Raw genomic sequence first — 17,542 nt, 5'->3', positions numbered from 1 at the left:
TTATTTATATATTTTATAAGCCTTCTATTAAACGATAGAGGGCTTTTTTATTTTCAATTTTTATACGCTTACCATCTGTAGAAATTAATTTTTCTTTTTTAAAAGCAGATAATGTTCTTATACAAGCTTCTTTAGCCGTACCAACAACATTGGCAATGTCCTCTCGTGTAAGCGTTACAGCTATAAAACCATCGCAATCTGTACCAAAACTATCTTCTAAGTGTTTTAAAGTCTCAGCACAACGTTGTTTTACAGTTTTTTGAGCCATATTTACTATAACATTATCAGCAAATTTTAAATCATTAGCAATATTTAATAAAACAGCTTTGGTAAAATCTATATTGTTATTTATACTATCTTGAAGATGTTGCTTTGGTATGTAACAAACCTCCATATCGCTAAGTGCTACAGCACTTAAATTAGTTCTTTCATCTGTAATTACAGAACGTTGTCCCAAAACTTCTCCACGAGCAGACATTTTTACTATTTGGTCCTTCCCATTATCACACATCTTAAACAGTTTCGATACGCCACTACGTACACAAAAAACACCGTTTAACCGCTCTCCTTCTTTAAAGATAACTTCACCTTTTTTAATGTTTTTAGAGACTTTACTCTCCGAAATTCTCTTCAACTCATCCTTTTTTAAAGCTTTAAGAGAATTTAATTCTTTTATTATACAGTTTTCACAACGGTTATGCATTATGTTTCAATTTTGAGAGATAAAGATAACAAAATCATTGCCATCTTACCTTATGTTTGCAGCATAAAAAACCGCTGTAAACATGATAAAAGTCATATTTTTAAACATTAGATTTTAACACCTTTGCAGCAGGTATAATGAGCAAATAAAATAATTATGGAAAATTGTTTCCATTGTGGAGACGAGTGCAGGACAACTGTAATCGAGCATCACGATAAATTCTTCTGTTGTAACGGTTGCAAAACTGTATTCGATATTTTGAATGATAACGATCTGTCGTATTATTACGATTTAGAACAAACACCTGGTACTACTCCATTTTTTCAAGAAGGGAAATTCGATTTTCTAGAAAACGAAAAAATAACCGGTCAACTTTTAGAGTTTAACGAGCAAGGTACCCAAGTTGTTTCACTATTAATACCAACTATACATTGTAGCTCTTGTATTTGGGTTTTAGAGAACCTTAACAAGTTAAATCCAGCTATAAAAACATCTCAAGTTAATTTTCCTAAAAAAACGGTTAGAATCACTTTTTCTTCGGAAGAATTAACACTTCAAAACCTAGTTATCCTTTTATCAAAATTAGGCTACGAACCTTATATCTCTTTAGATGATGCTACCAAAAAAAACTCAAAAGTAGATAGAAGTCTTATCTATAAATTAGGTGTTGCAGGCTTTGCTTTTGGTAACATAATGTTTCTCTCGTTCCCGGAATATTTTGAGGTTAATGAGTTTTGGTTAGATAAATTTAAACCTGTTTTTAGATGGTTAATGTTTGGTTTCGCATTACCAGTTGCCTTTTATTCTGGTCGCGACTATTTTGTATCTGCTTACAAAGGCTTACGTTCTAAAATATTAAATATCGATGTTCCAATTGCCATAGGTATTTCGGTATTATTTATTCGCTCTACAATCGAAATTATATTCGATTTAGGTACTGGTTTTTTCGATAGTATGTCTGGTTTGGTCTTTTTCTTACTTCTTGGAAAATTCTTTCAGCAAAAAACATATGCTTTCCTGTCTTTCGAGCGCGATTACAAATCTTATTTTCCAATAGCAGTAACACGATTATTAAAAAACAACGCTTCAAAAACCGAAGAGCAAGCACAAGTTTACGAACTTAAAAAAGGAGATAGATTATTAATTAGAAATGCAGAGTTATTACCTGTAGATGCTATCTTAATTAAAGGAAACGCATTAATAGATTATAGCTTTGTAACAGGAGAAGCAGAACCTATTACTAAACAATCTGGAGAACATTTATTCGCCGGAGGAAGACAACAAGCAGGATCTATTGAAGTCGAAGTATTAAAACCGGTAGAACAAAGTTACCTTACCCAACTTTGGTCTAACGAGATTTTTAACAAAAACAACCAAAGCAGCTTCCAGTCTTTAACAGATAGTATTAGTAGGCGTTTTACATTAAGCCTTTTACTAATAGCTATAATAGCAACTACTGTATGGTTATTTATAGATGTATCGATTGCTTTAAATGTTTTTACTGCTGTATTAATTGTTGCTTGTCCTTGTGCAATTGCATTAGCAGCACCTTTTACTTTAGGGAACTTACTGCGCATTTTTGGACGCCACAAACTGTATATTAAAAATAGTAGTGTTATAGAACAAATGTCTCATATAAACATGGTGGTTTTCGATAAAACAGGAACACTTACTACAAGCACAAAAAACACTATTAGTTACGAAGGTATTACGCTTACAAAAGAAGAAGAGTCCTTACTTACAAGTACACTTCGAGCATCAAACCATCCATTAAGCAGATCGTTATATGCCATTTTAGATAAAAACAATATTCAAACTTTAGATGACTTTAAAGAAGATGTTGGTCAAGGCATCACAGGCGTAATTAATAAGCAAAAGATTAAAGTTGGGTCATTTAATTATGTAGAAAAAGATGCGAAAATTAAAAATACTCAAATACAACAGCGAACAGCAATTCATATTAGTAAAGATAATGAATACAAAGGCTGTTATGTCTTTTATAATGAATACAGAGATGGTGTAAAAGACGTATTTAATTCACTTAGTAAAACTGTAAATATTGTTATTTTATCTGGTGATAATGAAGGTGAAAAAGAACATCTTAAAACCATACTCCCAAAGCATGCCACCTTACTTTTTAATCAAAAGCCAGAAGACAAACTAAATTATATTAAACAGCAGCAGCAAAATGGTAAAACGGTTTTAATGATTGGCGATGGACTTAACGATGCAGGAGCTTTAGCACAAAGTAATGTTGGTATTTCTATATCCGAAAACGTAAATATCTTCTCTCCCGCTTGCGATGGTATTTTAGATGCTTCAAAATTTAAAGACATCACATCTTTTTTATCGCTTTCGCGGAAAGGTGTTACCATAATAAAATACGCCTTTATTTTTTCATTAGTTTATAATTTAATAGGGCTTGGTTTCGCTGTTACAGGTCATTTAAAACCTGTTGTTGCAGCCATTTTAATGCCTTTAAGTTCAATAAGTATTGTCGTATTTACAACTATTGCAACTTATTTTACAGGTAAAAAACTGAATCATAAATCCAATGTGTCATGATAAAAGAAACATTACAGTTAACACACAAAATAGCGAAATTAGAAGCTGCTACATTAAGTCAAGAATGCAACGGATGTTCCTTAAAGCGCAATTATATAACTAGAGAGTATAACGATTTACGTACCAAATATGAGTCTGTAGAATCCTTATTAAAATCTAATTTCATACAACCAAAAGGATATAATATAGTAGAGATTAAACGCTCAATTTCAATTTTAGGATTGTACATATTAGTATAGTCTGTTAAAAAAATTAACATTTTTTTTAAAACTGATAAAAGTCACCTTTTCTAAAAACCAATAACAGTATTTTTGCTGAAATAATTCAGGTAGGTATGAATATTATATATATGCTATTAGCAATAAGCGTTATTGTTGCACTTGTTTTTTTTACGGTTTTTATATTCTCAGTCAAAAACGGGCAGTATGATGATATGTATACACCTTCCGTAAGAATGCTTTTTGAAGATGAATTAGTTAAAGAAAAAAGTGATAAACAAAAAAATAAAAGTATCAAAAAACCAATTATATTTAAAGAACAACTAAAGTAACTATGGAATTACAAAAATTTTATTATGATAATAAAATCGTTAGCAAATTTATTATCGCTACACTATTTTGGGGAATTGTAGGAATGAGTGTTGGCTTACTGCTAGCCTACATGTTTTTATTTCCTAATCTTACAGATGGTATATCTTGGTTAAGTTTCGGTCGTTTACGTCCATTACATACTAATGCCGTTATTTTCGCCTTTGTAGGTAACGCCATTTTCGCAGGTGTTTATTATTCCACGCAACGATTATTAAAAGCTCGTATGTGGAAAGACTGGTTAAGTAATCTTAACTTTTGGGGATGGCAAGCTATAATTGTAGGAGCTGCAATAACATTACCTTTAGGATATTCTACTTCAAAAGAATATGCCGAATTAGAATGGCCTTTCGATATTGCAATAGCATTAATTTGGGTAGTATTTGGAGCAAACTTAATCGGTACAATGATTAAGAGAAGACAACGTCATTTATATGTAGCCATATGGTTTTACTTAGCAACATTTGTTACAGTTGCAGTGCTTCATATTGTTAACAGTATGGAATTACCTGTAAGTGCTTTTAAAAGTTACTCGGCTTACGCAGGTGTTCAAGATGCTTTAGTACAATGGTGGTACGGACATAATGCGGTAGCATTTTTCCTTACTACTCCTTTTTTAGGTTTAATGTATTATTATGTACCTAAAGCTGCTAATAGACCAGTTTACTCTTATAGATTATCTATTGTTCACTTTTGGTCTTTAATCTTTATTTACATTTGGGCTGGACCACACCACCTATTATATTCTGCACTTCCAGATTGGGCACAAAATTTAGGTGTTGCTTTTTCTATTATGCTGTTAGCTCCTTCTTGGGGAGGAATGATAAATGGTTTACTAACCTTACGTGGTGCGTGGGATAAAGTACGTACTGATCCGGTTCTTAAATTTATGGTTGTAGCCATTACAGGTTATGGTATGGCAACTTTTGAAGGTCCAATGCTTTCATTAAAAAATGTTAATGCCGTAGCGCATTTTACAGATTGGATTATTGCACACGTTCACGTTGGTGCATTAGCTTGGAATGGATTCTTAACTTTTGGTATGATCTATTGGATGGTGCCTAAGTTATTTAAAACAAAATTATGGTCAACACCATTGGCTAACCTTCACTTTTGGGTTGGTACTTTAGGTATTATATTATATGCATTACCGCTTTACGTAGCTGGATTTGTACAATGGTCTATGTGGCAACAGTTTAATCCAGATGGTACATTAACTTATGGTAACTTTTTAGAAACCGTAACTCAAATTATGCCAATGTACTGGATGCGTGCTATTGGAGGAACTTTATTTATTACAGGTGCTTTAATTGGTGTATTTAACGTTATCATGACTGCACGTTCTGGTAGTAAAGTAACAGATGAATTAGCAGAGTCTGCGCCACTTCAAAAAGTAACTAAAAAACGTACTAGCAAAGAAGGTTACCATACTTGGTTAGAAAGAAGACCAGTAAAACTTACACTTTTTGCTACTATCGCTATTTTAATTGGTGGAATGGTGCAAATAGTTCCTTCTCTAATGGTAGATGAATACATACCGGTAATATCTAGTGTAAAACCTTATTCTCCATTAGAATTAGAAGGTAGAGATATATACATAAGAGAAGGGTGCGTTGGCTGTCACTCTCAAATGGTAAGACCTTTTAGACACGAAGTAGAACGTTATGGAGAATACTCTAAAGCAGGAGAATATGTTTACGACCATCCATTCCTTTGGGGAAGTAAACGTACAGGTCCAGATTTACATCGAATAGGTGGTAAATATAGTGACAACTGGCATTTAAGTCATTTCTACGATCCGCAAAGTGTATCAGAAGGTTCTATTATGCCATCATACAAATGGTTAATTAAAAATGAACTTGATAAAGGTTTAACCGAAACTAAAATGGAAGCTATGGTAACTTTAGGTGTGCCTTACACTGATGAAGAAATAGCCAATGCTCAAGACGCAATGGATAAGCAAGGTACTAAAATTGAAAAAAACCTATACAACGATCCAGATTTTGCCAAAACATACGAAGCAGATAAAAAATATGCTAAGGAAAATGGCAAAGCGTTTATAGAAATGCGTAATCGTGAAGTTGTTGCTGTAATAGCCTACTTACAACGTTTAGGTACAGATATAAAAATTAAAAATGCAGACGACTCTGCCTTAAATAAAAACTAAAGCCATGTTAAAATTTATAAAAGGTAATTTAGAACAAATAGAAGGCGTAGAAATATATCCAATTATATCTCTTTTAATATTCTTCCTCTTTTTCGCAGGCTTATTCTTTTGGGTTTTTACTGCAAAAAAAGCACACATTACAGAGGTTAGCAATATACCTTTAGAAGACGATACTATTAATACCAATAACGAGTAATTATGAGAAGTACAGCATCATTATTAAGACTCTTATTCTTTTTTATACTAGCTATAATATTAATGGAATGGGTCTACACTGGAGACGAATGGGCAATGTTTACCCAACCCATATTTTGGGCAATTATAGGCACAGCAATGTTATTTGCTATGGCATTTGAAATTTGTGTTGAAGGCTTAAGATATGTTTTATTTAAAACATTAAACCAAGAGCAACAAGCAAATTATTTAGCTAAAGAAGCCTTAAGGAAAAAGAACCAATTTAAATGGATACAAGACGCCTACACAAAATCTTTAGGTTCTAAATCTATTGAACAAGAACATGAAATTATTTTAGATCATGATTACGATGGCATTAAAGAACTAGATAACGATTTACCACCATGGTGGAAATACTTATTCTATATCTCTATTATTTTTGCCGTTGTATATTGGACACGTTTTGAAATAATAGGCGATTATAACCAAGCTGAAGAATATGAAATGGCTGTAGCCGAAGCTAAGATTGAAATTGCAGAATGGAAAAAAACAGCTAAAGATCTAGTAGATGTAAACTCTGTGGTATTACTTACAGAAGCTTCAGATTTACAAGCTGGTGGGAAAATATTTTCAACTAACTGTATTGCTTGTCATAAAGCAGATGGTGGTGGTGGTATTGGTCCAAACCTAACAGATAAACACTGGATTTTAGGTGGTGGCATTAAAGATGTTTTTAGAACTATTTCTGAAGGTGGACGTGCCGGAAAAGGAATGATTTCTTGGAAATCTGATCTTAAGCCAGCAGAAATGGCTCAAGTAGCTAGTTATGTGTTATCATTTCAAGGTACAACACCTGCTGAGCCTAAAGCTCCTGAAGGTGATATTTGGAACGATCCAAACGCACCACAACAAACAACAGAAGCAACTGAAACTATACAAGAAGTAAGTTCGGATTCTACAGCAGTAGAAAATACTATAATTAAATAATTTATAGTTCGCTTTCGCGGAAGCAAAAAACAATATTGAAATGGCAGAACAAGGTCAAGAAAATTTTAGAGACACAATAGGTACGCTTAACAAAGAAGGTAAGCGTGCTTGGGTGTTTCCTAAGAAGCCGGATGGTAAATGGTATACTTATAGAAAATATGTAAGCTACATTTTATTGGCTTTCTTACTATCTGCTCCATTTATTAAAGTTAATGGCAATCAGTTTTTAATGTTCAATGTATTAGAACGTCGTTTTAATATTTTCGGATTTCCGTTTTGGCCACAAGATTTTCATCTATTTGTAATAATGATGATTATTGGTGTGGTATTTATCATCTTATTTACCGTTGCTTTTGGACGTATTTTTTGCGGGTGGATTTGTCCGCAAACTATTTTCCTTGAAATGGTTTTTAGACGCATAGAATATTGGATTGATGGCGACAGAGGAAAACAGATTCGTTTAGATAAAATGCCTTGGAATGCCGAGAAAATAAAAAAGAGAGTACTAAAATGGATTATCTTTTTTATCATCTCTTTTATTATTGCCAATGTGTTTTTAGCCTATTTAATTGGTAGCGATCAGTTAATACGTTACATCTCTCAAGGACCATTAAATAACATAAGCACACTAATTTCTTTATTAATTTTTACTAGTGTTTTCTATTTTATTTTCGCTTGGTTTAGAGAGCAAGTATGTATTATTGCATGTCCTTACGGAAGGTTGCAAGGTGTATTACTTGATAATAAATCTATTATTGTTGCTTACGACCATAAACGCGGAGAAAAAGAAGCTGGTCGTGCAAAGTTTAAGAAAAATGAAGACAGACCAACTACTGGTAAAGGAGATTGTATAGATTGTTTTCAATGTGTAAATGTTTGTCCAACAGGAATTGATATAAGAAATGGAACGCAACTAGAATGCGTAAACTGTACTGCTTGTATTGATGCTTGCGACCACATGATGGAAAGCGTAAACTTACAGAAAGGGCTTATTAGATACACAAGTGAAGATGAAATTGAAAGAGAAGAAAAATTCAAGTTTACACCTCGTTTAAAAGGTTATACTGCTGTTTTAGGAATATTAATAGCTGTACTTATTGGAATGCTTTTTTTACGTAATGATGTTGAGGCAACTATTTTAAGATTACCAGGGCAGTTATACGAACACAAAGCCGATAATATTATTAGTAATGTTTACACCTTTAAATTAGTAAACAAAACGGTAAATGATATTGAAGATATTTCATTTAAACTATTATCGCATAAAGGAACAGTAAATTTGGTTTCTCACGACGGTTTTAAAGTTGATGGACAAGGTCTTGCTGAAGGTACATTGTTTATAGAGCTAAATGCAAGTGCCTTAAAAGGCGATAAAGATAGAGTAGAAATTGGAATTTATAGTGGAGACCAATTAATTGAAACGACTACTACAGCCTTTTTAGGACCAAGAAGTTATAAGTAAACAAATATAATGTTTGAGGTTCTTACTCTAGTAAAAATGCTTGCGTGAAGGATGGCAGTGGAAATCCCACAGCGAGGCACGAGCGAGGAATTGAAACGTACAGCCTGACCCTTGTGGTCACGCCAAAAAAATTAAAACACAAGTACTATGAAATGGAATTGGGGAAAAAGTATAGTTGTTGTTATGGCTGCATTTATGTGCTTTATATTATATTTTGTTTATTTAATGAGTACAACAGAATCTTTTAGCCATGATTTAGTTACTGAGGATTATTATGCTAAAGAAATGCTATATCAAAATGAAATTGATGCCGAAACGAATACAAACAATTTATCAGAGAGGTTTGTAAGTAAAAAAACTGATAATGGTTGGCTATTGGTGTTTCCAAAGGAACTTGAACTATCTAAAATTAAAGGAAAAGTGTTTCTATACAGACCGTCTAATGAAACGTTGGATTTTGACCAAGAGTTAAATCTAACATCTTCACATTTGCTCATACCTGACAATAAGATGTTAGGCGGTCGTTGGAACATTACAATCGATTTCATGTACGAAGGCACACCATATTTATATAAAGAACAGATAACGTATTAATGTTAATTTCGGCAATTATATTTGGCTTATTAGGAAGTTTTCACTGTGTTGGTATGTGTGGACCTATTGCCTTTTTATTGCCTTTAGATCGTGAAAACAAAACCAAACGTATTCTACAATTATTGAGTTATCATGCTGGCCGTATTTTAACGTATAGCGTTTTAGGTCTTATTTTTGGTGCTGTTGGTAAAAGCTTAAATTTATTTGGTTTACAACAGCAACTCTCTATTGGTATTGGTGCGTTAATGATTATTACCATATTAATACCTACTAAATTATTTAACAGATATAACTTTTCTAAACCTATTTATAAGCTAGTTGGTAAAGTGAAAAGTAAAATGGGAGCTAATTTAAAAAAGAAGAAACCTAGTACCTTTTTTACTATTGGGTATCTTAATGGTTTATTGCCTTGCGGACTTGTTTATATGGCAATTTTTGGAGCTTTAGCAACTGGAAGTTATTGGGAAGGTAGTTTGTATATGGCCTTATTTGGTTTAGGAACTGTACCGCTTATGACGACTGCTATTTACCTTGGTAATTTTCTTACTAAAACCGTAAAACAACGTGTTTTAAAATTGATTCCTGCTTTTGTAGTTGTTGTTGGTTTACTGTTTATTATTCGTGGTTTAGGCTTAGGAATTCCTTATTTATCACCATCTAATATGGTTACTGTAGAGCAAGTAGATTCTCAGTTTAATTGTCATTAAAAAAATTAATAATTTAAAAATATAACACTAATGGAAAGTTTAATAATACTTATAGTTAATTGGACAATGGGAGCAATTTTTATTGGCTTTTTTCTTCTTGTATGCCTTGTATTATCGCTTATTGTCTACAACATGTCTAGAAGCGGTAAAAAGAAAAGTGACACCTCTAACGATGAGACTTCTACTGAGCTTTAGTAATTTTAAAAAATCACTAAAACATTTAAACAAAAAAGAAGAGAATATAGTGGCTTTCCTTTTTTTGTTTAACTCTTCTATGTTCTTTTAAATAGTCATAGAAAACACTTGTGTTTCTGGTTTGTTACGTTGTAAACGTCTATCGAATGGTAAGCAAACGTTTCTTACAAACGGTCTACCTTTTTCTGTAACACGTATTGTTTTAGAATCGATTTCTATTAAACCATCGTTTTCGAGTTCTTTTAACTTAATAAGTACATCTGGAAGTTCATTAAACATTAATGCCTCGGTTTTCCAAGAGGTTTCGAACTTACACATTAAGTTAAGAATGTGTTTGCGTATTATTAAATCTTCTTCATTTAAAATATGTCCTCTAAAAACAGGTATTATACCTTGTTTAACAAGCGATTTGTAACTTTCAATACCTTTATCATTTTGTGCAAAACCATACCAACTATCGCTAATTGCAGATGCTCCTAAACCAATCATTACTTTAGTATTAGTTACGGTGTATCCCATAAAATTACGATGTAGTTTTTGGTTTTCGTGTGCCTTGTAAAGTGAATCTGTAGGTAATGAAAAATGATCCATACCTATTTCAAAATAACCAGCTTCAAGCAACATTTGTTTGCCTTTTTCGTATTGTAAACGTTTTTGAGTTGCAGTAGGCAAATCTTGATCGTTATAACCACGTTGTCCGTTTCCTTTAATCCATGGCACATGTGCATAACTGTAAAACGCGATACGTTCTGGTTTTAAGGTAATTGTTTTATTAATAGTATTCTCAACATCTTCCACTGTTTGAAACGGTAAACCAAAAATAATATCATGGCCAACAGATGTAAAGCCTTCTACTCTTGAAGCTTCTGTAGCTTGTTTTACATTCTCGAAAGGTTGAATTCTATTTATTGCTTTTTGTACTTTTAAATTATAATCTTGAACACCATAACTTACACGTTTAAAATTATAGTCTGAAAACATTTTTAAATGTGCTTCGGTTGTGTTATTCGGGTGTCCTTCAAAACTTAACTCGCAATCTTCACTAAATTTCCCAATTGAGTTTAATGCGTTTAGGAGTGTTTTTATGTTTTCAGGTTTAAAAAAAGTAGGCGTTCCACCACCAATATGTAATTCTTTAACGTTAGGCGTCTTACCAAGAAAACGTCTATAAAGCCTAAATTCTTCGATTAAAGATTCTATGTATGGTACTTCTACTCCATGGTTTTTTGTTATGCGTTTATGGCAACCACAAAAGGTACACATACTCTCGCAAAAAGGAAGGTGAATGTACAAGCTTACGCCATCAGTATCATTACTCTCGTCAAAGCTTTTTTTAAGCGATGCTTTCCATAATTTCAACGAAAACGAATCATTATCCCAATAAGGAACTGTTGGGTAACTGGTATATCTTGGTCCTGCTACGTTGTATTTTGCTATTAGAGATGTATTCATTTTTATAAACTATTTTAAAGCAAATTTATATTGAAATGAATGGTTAAAAGATGATAAATATCACCTGATAAAAAATCTAATGCCTAATGAAGAGAATTAGCAACTCTTAAAATATTTCATTCCAAAATTTTAATCTCTTATCTTTACAGAGCTAAAAAAAGAAAAATGTCTGACGCAAAAAAACCAGATAACGTTGTATTTAATAAAGAAAGTCAGCAATACGATGCTGCTTTAAAACCTTATGGTACAAATGTTGGAGCTCCCGCTATTAAAGTAACTGAAAATATTACTTGGAAAAACAAAAACGTTAATAAAGCCAACAAACAACTTAAAGCTAAATATTTAGAGCTTAAAGCTGAGTACGATAAAATGATAGAAGAGCTAGAATACAACAACTTAGTCTATAATGCTAAGTTTAGTTTTCAGCCAGATCTTGGAGAGGTTTATCATTTGTACAAAGATAAAAAAGGACAACCGTTTTTATCTATAATCTCACCAAACGAATGTAATTTCGATTTTGTGGGTAGCTTCTATTTAACATCAGAACACATGTGGAAGAAAGTAGATGAAACAACATCGAACAAACTACAATAACAGCTATTAATTTTCAGTTTAAAAATAACGCATTGCAATACACTATAATAGACGTTGAAACCTCAGGAAGAACTAACAGAATTACCGAAATCTCGGTGTTTAAATACGATGGCGATGTTATTGTAGACGAGTTTACTTCCTTAGTAAACCCAAACTGTTACATACCAGACCATATTACTGCTTTAACAGGAATAGATAATAATACTGTAAAAGACGCTCCAGAATTTCATGAAGTTGCACAACAGGTTTTAGATATTACTGAAGGCACTACTTTTGTAGCTCACAATGTAAATTTCGATTATAACGTAATTAGAAACGAATTTAAGGCTATAAATATAGACTTTACAAGAAAAAAGCTCTGCACCATTCGCTTAAGTAGAAAATTATTGCCTGGACATAAAAGTTATAGTTTAGGAAAACTTTGTAAAGATTTAGATATAAATATAAACGGACGACATAGAGCAAGAGGTGATGCCGAGGCTACTGTTATTCTTTTTAAAATTTTACAATCTCAAGAAAATGCAGAAGCTATTTTTTCTGAATTTTTAAATAAAAAAAACAAGGAAGCCACCTTACCTCCTAACCTACCAAAAGAAACTTTTAATGCCTTACCAAATGCTACAGGTATTTATAAATTAAAAAATAAGAAAGGAGAAATTATTTATGTTGGTAAATCTAAAGACATAAAAAAGAGAGTACTCAGTCATTTCCATAGTAAAACTCAAAAGGCTTTAGATATGGTTAGAGAAACTGCAGATATCGATTTTGAATTATCTGGTAGCGAGCTTATTGCTTTATTAATGGAAGATGCAGCCATTAAACATCATTTTCCAGAATATAATAAAGTCTCTAAACGCGCGCCCAAAGGTTTTTCGCTCTTTAGTTATCAAGATAGAAACGACGTTATGCATATTGCTATTAACAATAGTAAAGCAACACCAAACCCAATAATTACCTTTTATAGTTTGCGAGATGCACGTTTGTTTTTAGAACGTGTTTGCGAACAATTTAACTTGTGCCCTAAGTTTTGCCATTTACAAGAAGGTGTAGATGAATGCTCTCACTACATACTAAAAACATGTAAAGGTATTTGCAAAGGCAATGAAGACATTGCAGATTACAACGAGCGTGTTACCAATGCCATTTGCCAAATAGTTAACGATAGCCAAGATATTGTGATAAAAGAAAAAGGTAGATATGATTATGAAGACGCTTTTGTAATAGTTAAAAATGGAGCATATTTAGGTTATGGTTTTATAGATAAAAATGAACAAATTTTACATGACCACGAACTAGAACCTTTTTTAATAAAACAAAAAGATAATAGCGATGTACAAAGTATTTTAAGAAGTCTACTTTTAAAATAAAAGTGAAAAATATTAAATAAAAGCTAAACACAATAATTTAGGCACAGTTCGTGTTTACATTATCTATATTTGAAACTTAAATAATATTTATGAAACATTTTTTTATACTCTTAGCACTTAGTTTTTCTGTTTTAACAAGCGCTCAAAACAATGCATTTAAAGGAGGAGAAAATTTAACTTTTACTGCTGGTTACACCATGTCTGGATTAATGACGGATTTTGCAGAAGTAACAATGACAACTAGTAATGTAAAAACAAAAAGCGGAACCTTATTACGCTTAAAAACTAAAGCAACAACTTATAGTAAATGGGATGATTTTTTTAAAATTAGAGATCTTTACGAGAGTTATGTTAACCCAAAAACATTAACACCTTATCTATACAAGCGTGATATTAACGAAGGCGGGCATTACAAATTTGTTAAGTACAACTTTAACCATAAAACAAGATCTGTAAAAAGTTTAATTAGAAAAAAGAGTAAAAACTTTGCTTCTGGTTTTTGGGATGTTAACAAAACAGTGAAATTTAGTAGTGGAACAAAAGATATAGTAACAACTATTTACCATTTAAGAACTCTAGATATTAAAAAAGCTAGTGTTGGAGATAGTGATACTTTTCAAGTATTGTTTGACAATAAAGAGATGAGATTTAGATTTACTTATGCTGCCAAAGAGACTATTAACACTGCATTAGGCAAAAAAGAATGTTATAAATTACGTATTAACCTTATCAATAATAATGCTTTAAAAGGAAACGATAATTTTGTTTGGTTAACTGCAGACGAAAATAAAATTCCTGTTTATGCTAAATTTAAAGTAGCGATAGGAAGTGGAGAATTAAAAATTAAAAGCGCAACAGGTTTAAAAAATTAAAAACTATGAGATTATTATTTATTATTTTAGGATTAATAAGCGCAATATTTGCAGTTATTTTATCGGTTTTACCTTTATCTAATTTTGCTTATTTTCCTGCAATAGCAGCATTAATATTTGGAATATTAGCATTTATTAAAACTAAAGGTACTAATCAACCAAAACACACAATTCAACTTATATTCCTATTAACCATCATTTCTTTAGCATTAGCAACTTACAAATCTGTTACTGCAACTACCGAAGTTGGAGATACAGAACAACTTGAACAACGTGCTAAAGACTCTGAAGAAGATGCAATAGAGGAATTGAATGATATAGATATATCAGAATAACGTTTTTGCTAATTGTAAGAATTTATCTATATATTTGATATATAAATTTATTTAAAATGAAATCTTTACTTATAGTTTCTGCGTTTGTAATCGTTGGTTCATGCGCAGAAACTAAATATAGCACTAAAATTGAAAACTTAGAAAACAGTGTCAATATACAAGACAGTGAACTTATTCTAGAATATTCAAACTCTATAAATGCTGCCGATTTAAAAAGTAGATTAGCCATTTTTGCTTCAGAAGAATTTCAAGGTCGTGGCACAGGAAAAGAAGGTCAAAAAAAAGCAACAGACTATTTAAGAAACTTCTATAAATCGAAAGCTATAGCTCCTGCAGTTAACGATTCTACTTACTACCAAACTATATCTGCAGACTTTTTACCAGAAGGAATTGGTGCATCAGAAAACGTATTAGCTTATATAAAAGGAAGCGAGAAACCCGAGGAAGTCTTAATTATTTCAGGTCATTTAGATCATTTAGGTATCGAAAACGACAGTATCCATTTTGGTGCAGACGATAATGGTTCTGGATCTATGGCAATAACAGAAATTGCTGAAGCCTTTAAAATTGCAGAACTAAAAGGGCATTCGCCTAAAAGAAGCGTTTTATTTTTACATCTTACAGCCGAAGAAATAGGACTACAAGGTTCTAAGTTTTATGTAGAAAATCCTATTTTTAAATTAAACAAAACCATTGCAAACCTTAATATAGATATGATTGGTCGTGTAGATGAAATACACGAAAAAAATCCTGATTACATCTACATTATTGGTGCAGATAGAATTAGTAAAGAATTAGAATACATTTCATATAAAACAAACGAGGCATTTACAAATTTAGAATTAGATTATAAATACAATGCCGAAAACGATAAAAATAGATATTATTATAGAAGTGATCATTACAATTTTGCCCAGCAAAATATTCCAGTTATTTTTTACTTCAATGGAGAGCATCCAGATTATCACAAACCTACAGATACTCCAGAAAAAATAAACTATCCGTTATTAGCTAAACGCACTAAATTAATTTTTGCAACAGCATGGCAATTGGCAAATAGAACTGATTTCTTAACTCATAATGAGGAAATTTAAAGCTGTTAAAAAAAATACAACAAATATTAAAGGCATTATTTTTTCACGTATTTTTACTTCTTAATCAAACCATTACATTATTAAATGAAAAAATTACTTTCACTTTTTGCTATTACACTAGTATTAGCAGCATGTGGCTCTTCTAAAAGCAAGGATGCTACAACAACCACAAAAGCACCTGCAGATCCAACAAAATATGCAGAAACTATTACTTCTCAAGATTTAAAAACTGCTCTTTACATTTATGCTGGAGACGAATTCGAAGGTCGTGAAACTGGTAAAGAAGGACAGAAAATGGCTGTAGAATTCATTAAAAAGCATTACATAGAAGACGAAATACCTGCAGCAAAAAGCGATGGTAACTATTTTCAAAATGTTCCATTAGAAATTATTGCAACTCCAGATGTAAAATTAAGCATCAACGGAAAATCTTTTACAAACATAGACGATTACGTATCTGTTGTCTCTTCTAAAGATGCTACAATAAACACAAAAGATATTGTTTTTGCTGGTTATGGTATAGACGACGAAAATTATTCTAGTTACGACGGTTTAGACGTAAAAGGAAAAGTTGTTGTAATTCGTTCTGGAGAACCAAAAAACGCAGATGGTAATTATGTTATTACTGGAACAGATAAAGGCTCTAAATGGTCTAATATGCGTCAAGCATTTGCATCAAAACAAGACGTTGCAAAAAATAAAGGAGCTAAAGCACTTTTATTTTACTATCCAGAAGTTTACGCTATGGCAGCTAATCGTTTTGGTCGCTCAAGCGGAAGAATGAATTTAGCAGGTGGTGCAGAAGACATGATGTATATGCTAATTAATACAGATTTAGCTAAAGCTTTAGTTAACGATATTGAAACTAACGAAAAGTCAATGTCTGTAAAATCTGATGTGAATATTACTTATAAAAATAATTCTGAAAAAATAAGCTCAGAAAACGTAGCTGCAATTATTAAAGGAAGCGAAAAACCAAACGAATACATTGTTATTTCTGCACACTTAGACCACGAAGGTATTAAAGATGGTAAAGTATATAATGGTGCCGACGATGATGGTTCTGGAACTGTAGCTGTATTAGAAATAGCTGAAGCTTTTGCTAAAGCTAAAAAAGAAGGTAATGGACCAAAACGTTCTATTGTTTTTCTTAACGTAACAGGAGAAGAGAAAGGACTTTTAGGTTCTAAACATTATACAGAGAATGATCCTATTTTTCCATTAGCAAACACTGTTGCAAACCTAAACATAGATATGATTGGGCGTTTAGATCCTAAACGTGAAAAGAAAAACAGAAATTACTTATACTTAATTGGAAGTGATAAATTAAGTACAGAATTACACGATATTTCTGAAGCTATGAACACTAAATACATGAACATAGATTTAGATTATACGTTTAACGACGAGAACGATCCAAACCGTTATTACTATAGAAGTGACCATTATAACTTTGCTAAAAATAATATTCCTGTAATTTTCTATTTCAATGGTACTCACGACGATTATCACCAACCAGGAGATACACCAGATAAAATTGAATACGATTTATTAGAAAACAGAACACGTTTAGTATTTTATACTGCATGGGAGTTAGCTAATAGAGACGCTAGAATTACAGTAGATAAAACTACAGAATAGTTTTTAAACGTAAACAATAGATATAAAAAAGCCTTTCAATTAATTT

At 31.9% G+C, this 17,542-nt stretch carries 18 protein-coding genes; 16 read left to right on the top strand and 2 right to left on the bottom strand.

Translation table 11 applies throughout. From position 1 onward, the window contains the following. Nucleotides 1-13: 13 nt before the first annotated feature. A complete protein-coding gene (locus ASC41_RS11915; RefSeq protein ID WP_055436872.1) occupies nucleotides 14-703 on the bottom strand; it encodes a Crp/Fnr family transcriptional regulator in 690 nt (229 codons plus the stop codon). A 156-nt stretch (nucleotides 704-859) separates the two neighbouring features. On the opposite strand from ASC41_RS11915, the gene ASC41_RS11910 reads away from it, so the two are divergent. The 10 genes from ASC41_RS11910 to ASC41_RS17000 all read left to right on the top strand — a co-directional run bounded on the left by ASC41_RS11910 (nucleotide 860) and on the right by ASC41_RS17000 (nucleotide 10,141). Beyond that, nucleotides 860-3,268, top strand: a complete 2,409-nt coding sequence (locus ASC41_RS11910; protein WP_055436871.1) for a heavy metal translocating P-type ATPase — start codon at nucleotides 860-862, stop codon at nucleotides 3,266-3,268. After that, a complete protein-coding gene (locus ASC41_RS11905; protein ID WP_055436870.1) occupies nucleotides 3,265-3,507 on the top strand; it encodes a hypothetical protein in 243 nt (80 codons plus the stop codon). Before ASC41_RS11910 ends, ASC41_RS11905 begins: the two co-directional genes overlap by 4 nt. Before the next feature lie 95 nt (nucleotides 3,508-3,602). Further along, a complete protein-coding gene (ccoS, locus tag ASC41_RS11900) occupies nucleotides 3,603-3,818 on the top strand; it encodes a cbb3-type cytochrome oxidase assembly protein CcoS (RefSeq protein WP_055436869.1) in 216 nt (71 codons plus the stop codon). 2 nt (nucleotides 3,819-3,820) lie between these two features. Continuing rightward, nucleotides 3,821-6,022, top strand: coding sequence for a cytochrome-c oxidase, cbb3-type subunit I (ccoN, locus tag ASC41_RS11895; RefSeq protein WP_055436868.1), 2,202 nt, complete (start codon nucleotides 3,821-3,823; stop codon nucleotides 6,020-6,022). A gap of 4 nt (nucleotides 6,023-6,026) precedes the next feature. After that, the gene (locus ASC41_RS11890) at nucleotides 6,027-6,218 is read left to right on the top strand and encodes a CcoQ/FixQ family Cbb3-type cytochrome c oxidase assembly chaperone (RefSeq protein WP_055436867.1); all 192 of its coding nucleotides are present in this window, start codon (nucleotides 6,027-6,029) and stop codon (nucleotides 6,216-6,218) included. Between the two features lie 2 nt (nucleotides 6,219-6,220). After that, nucleotides 6,221-7,183, top strand: a complete 963-nt coding sequence (locus tag ASC41_RS11885) for a cbb3-type cytochrome c oxidase N-terminal domain-containing protein (protein WP_055436866.1) — start codon at nucleotides 6,221-6,223, stop codon at nucleotides 7,181-7,183. Nucleotides 7,184-7,223: 40 nt separating this feature from the next. Beyond that, on the top strand, nucleotides 7,224-8,645 hold the full coding sequence (gene ccoG, locus ASC41_RS11880) for a cytochrome c oxidase accessory protein CcoG (protein WP_055436865.1): 1,422 nt from the start codon (nucleotides 7,224-7,226) through the stop codon (nucleotides 8,643-8,645). Between the two features lie 147 nt (nucleotides 8,646-8,792). Next, entirely contained in the window at nucleotides 8,793-9,239 is a 447-nt protein-coding gene (locus tag ASC41_RS11875) for a FixH family protein (protein WP_055436864.1), read from the top strand. Next, nucleotides 9,239-9,946: a sulfite exporter TauE/SafE family protein gene (locus ASC41_RS11870; RefSeq protein ID WP_055436863.1), complete on the top strand. Its 708-nt coding sequence runs from the start codon at nucleotides 9,239-9,241 to the stop codon at nucleotides 9,944-9,946. Before ASC41_RS11875 ends, ASC41_RS11870 begins: the two co-directional genes overlap by 1 nt. 30 nt (nucleotides 9,947-9,976) lie before the next feature. Beyond that, complete coding sequence (locus ASC41_RS17000; protein ID WP_169787560.1) at nucleotides 9,977-10,141, top strand: hypothetical protein; 165 nt, start codon at nucleotides 9,977-9,979, stop codon at nucleotides 10,139-10,141. 87 nt (nucleotides 10,142-10,228) lie between these two features. Here ASC41_RS17000 and hemN read toward each other — a convergent pair whose 3' ends face one another. Continuing rightward, nucleotides 10,229-11,593, bottom strand: a complete 1,365-nt coding sequence (hemN, locus tag ASC41_RS11865; protein ID WP_055436862.1) for an oxygen-independent coproporphyrinogen III oxidase — start codon at nucleotides 11,591-11,593, stop codon at nucleotides 10,229-10,231. A gap of 165 nt (nucleotides 11,594-11,758) precedes the next feature. Between hemN and ASC41_RS11860 the strand changes: the two genes are divergently transcribed. The 6 genes from ASC41_RS11860 to ASC41_RS11835 all read left to right on the top strand — a co-directional run bounded on the left by ASC41_RS11860 (nucleotide 11,759) and on the right by ASC41_RS11835 (nucleotide 17,496). Continuing rightward, complete coding sequence (locus ASC41_RS11860) at nucleotides 11,759-12,187, top strand: DUF2452 domain-containing protein (protein WP_055436861.1); 429 nt, start codon at nucleotides 11,759-11,761, stop codon at nucleotides 12,185-12,187. Between the two features lie 32 nt (nucleotides 12,188-12,219). Then, nucleotides 12,220-13,554, top strand: coding sequence for an exonuclease domain-containing protein (locus ASC41_RS11855; protein ID WP_055436860.1), 1,335 nt, complete (start codon nucleotides 12,220-12,222; stop codon nucleotides 13,552-13,554). Nucleotides 13,555-13,643: 89 nt separating this feature from the next. Next, complete coding sequence (locus ASC41_RS11850; RefSeq protein WP_055436859.1) at nucleotides 13,644-14,426, top strand: DUF3108 domain-containing protein; 783 nt, start codon at nucleotides 13,644-13,646, stop codon at nucleotides 14,424-14,426. Between the two features lie 5 nt (nucleotides 14,427-14,431). Continuing rightward, nucleotides 14,432-14,761 (top strand): hypothetical protein, encoded by a 330-nt coding sequence (locus tag ASC41_RS11845; RefSeq protein WP_055436858.1) that lies wholly within the window; start codon nucleotides 14,432-14,434, stop codon nucleotides 14,759-14,761. A 56-nt stretch (nucleotides 14,762-14,817) separates the two neighbouring features. Next, nucleotides 14,818-15,855: a M28 family peptidase gene (locus ASC41_RS11840; protein ID WP_055436857.1), complete on the top strand. Its 1,038-nt coding sequence runs from the start codon at nucleotides 14,818-14,820 to the stop codon at nucleotides 15,853-15,855. A gap of 84 nt (nucleotides 15,856-15,939) precedes the next feature. Then, complete coding sequence (locus ASC41_RS11835; protein WP_055436856.1) at nucleotides 15,940-17,496, top strand: M28 family peptidase; 1,557 nt, start codon at nucleotides 15,940-15,942, stop codon at nucleotides 17,494-17,496. The last annotated feature ends 46 nt before the right edge of the window (nucleotides 17,497-17,542 follow it).

It is taken from the genome of Lacinutrix algicola (assembly GCF_001418085.1).
GTDB classification, from domain to species: Bacteria; Bacteroidota; Bacteroidia; order Flavobacteriales; family Flavobacteriaceae; genus Lacinutrix; species Lacinutrix algicola.
The sequence above is the reverse complement of the archived record's forward strand: the minus strand, read 5'-3'. Positions and strand labels throughout refer to the sequence as shown.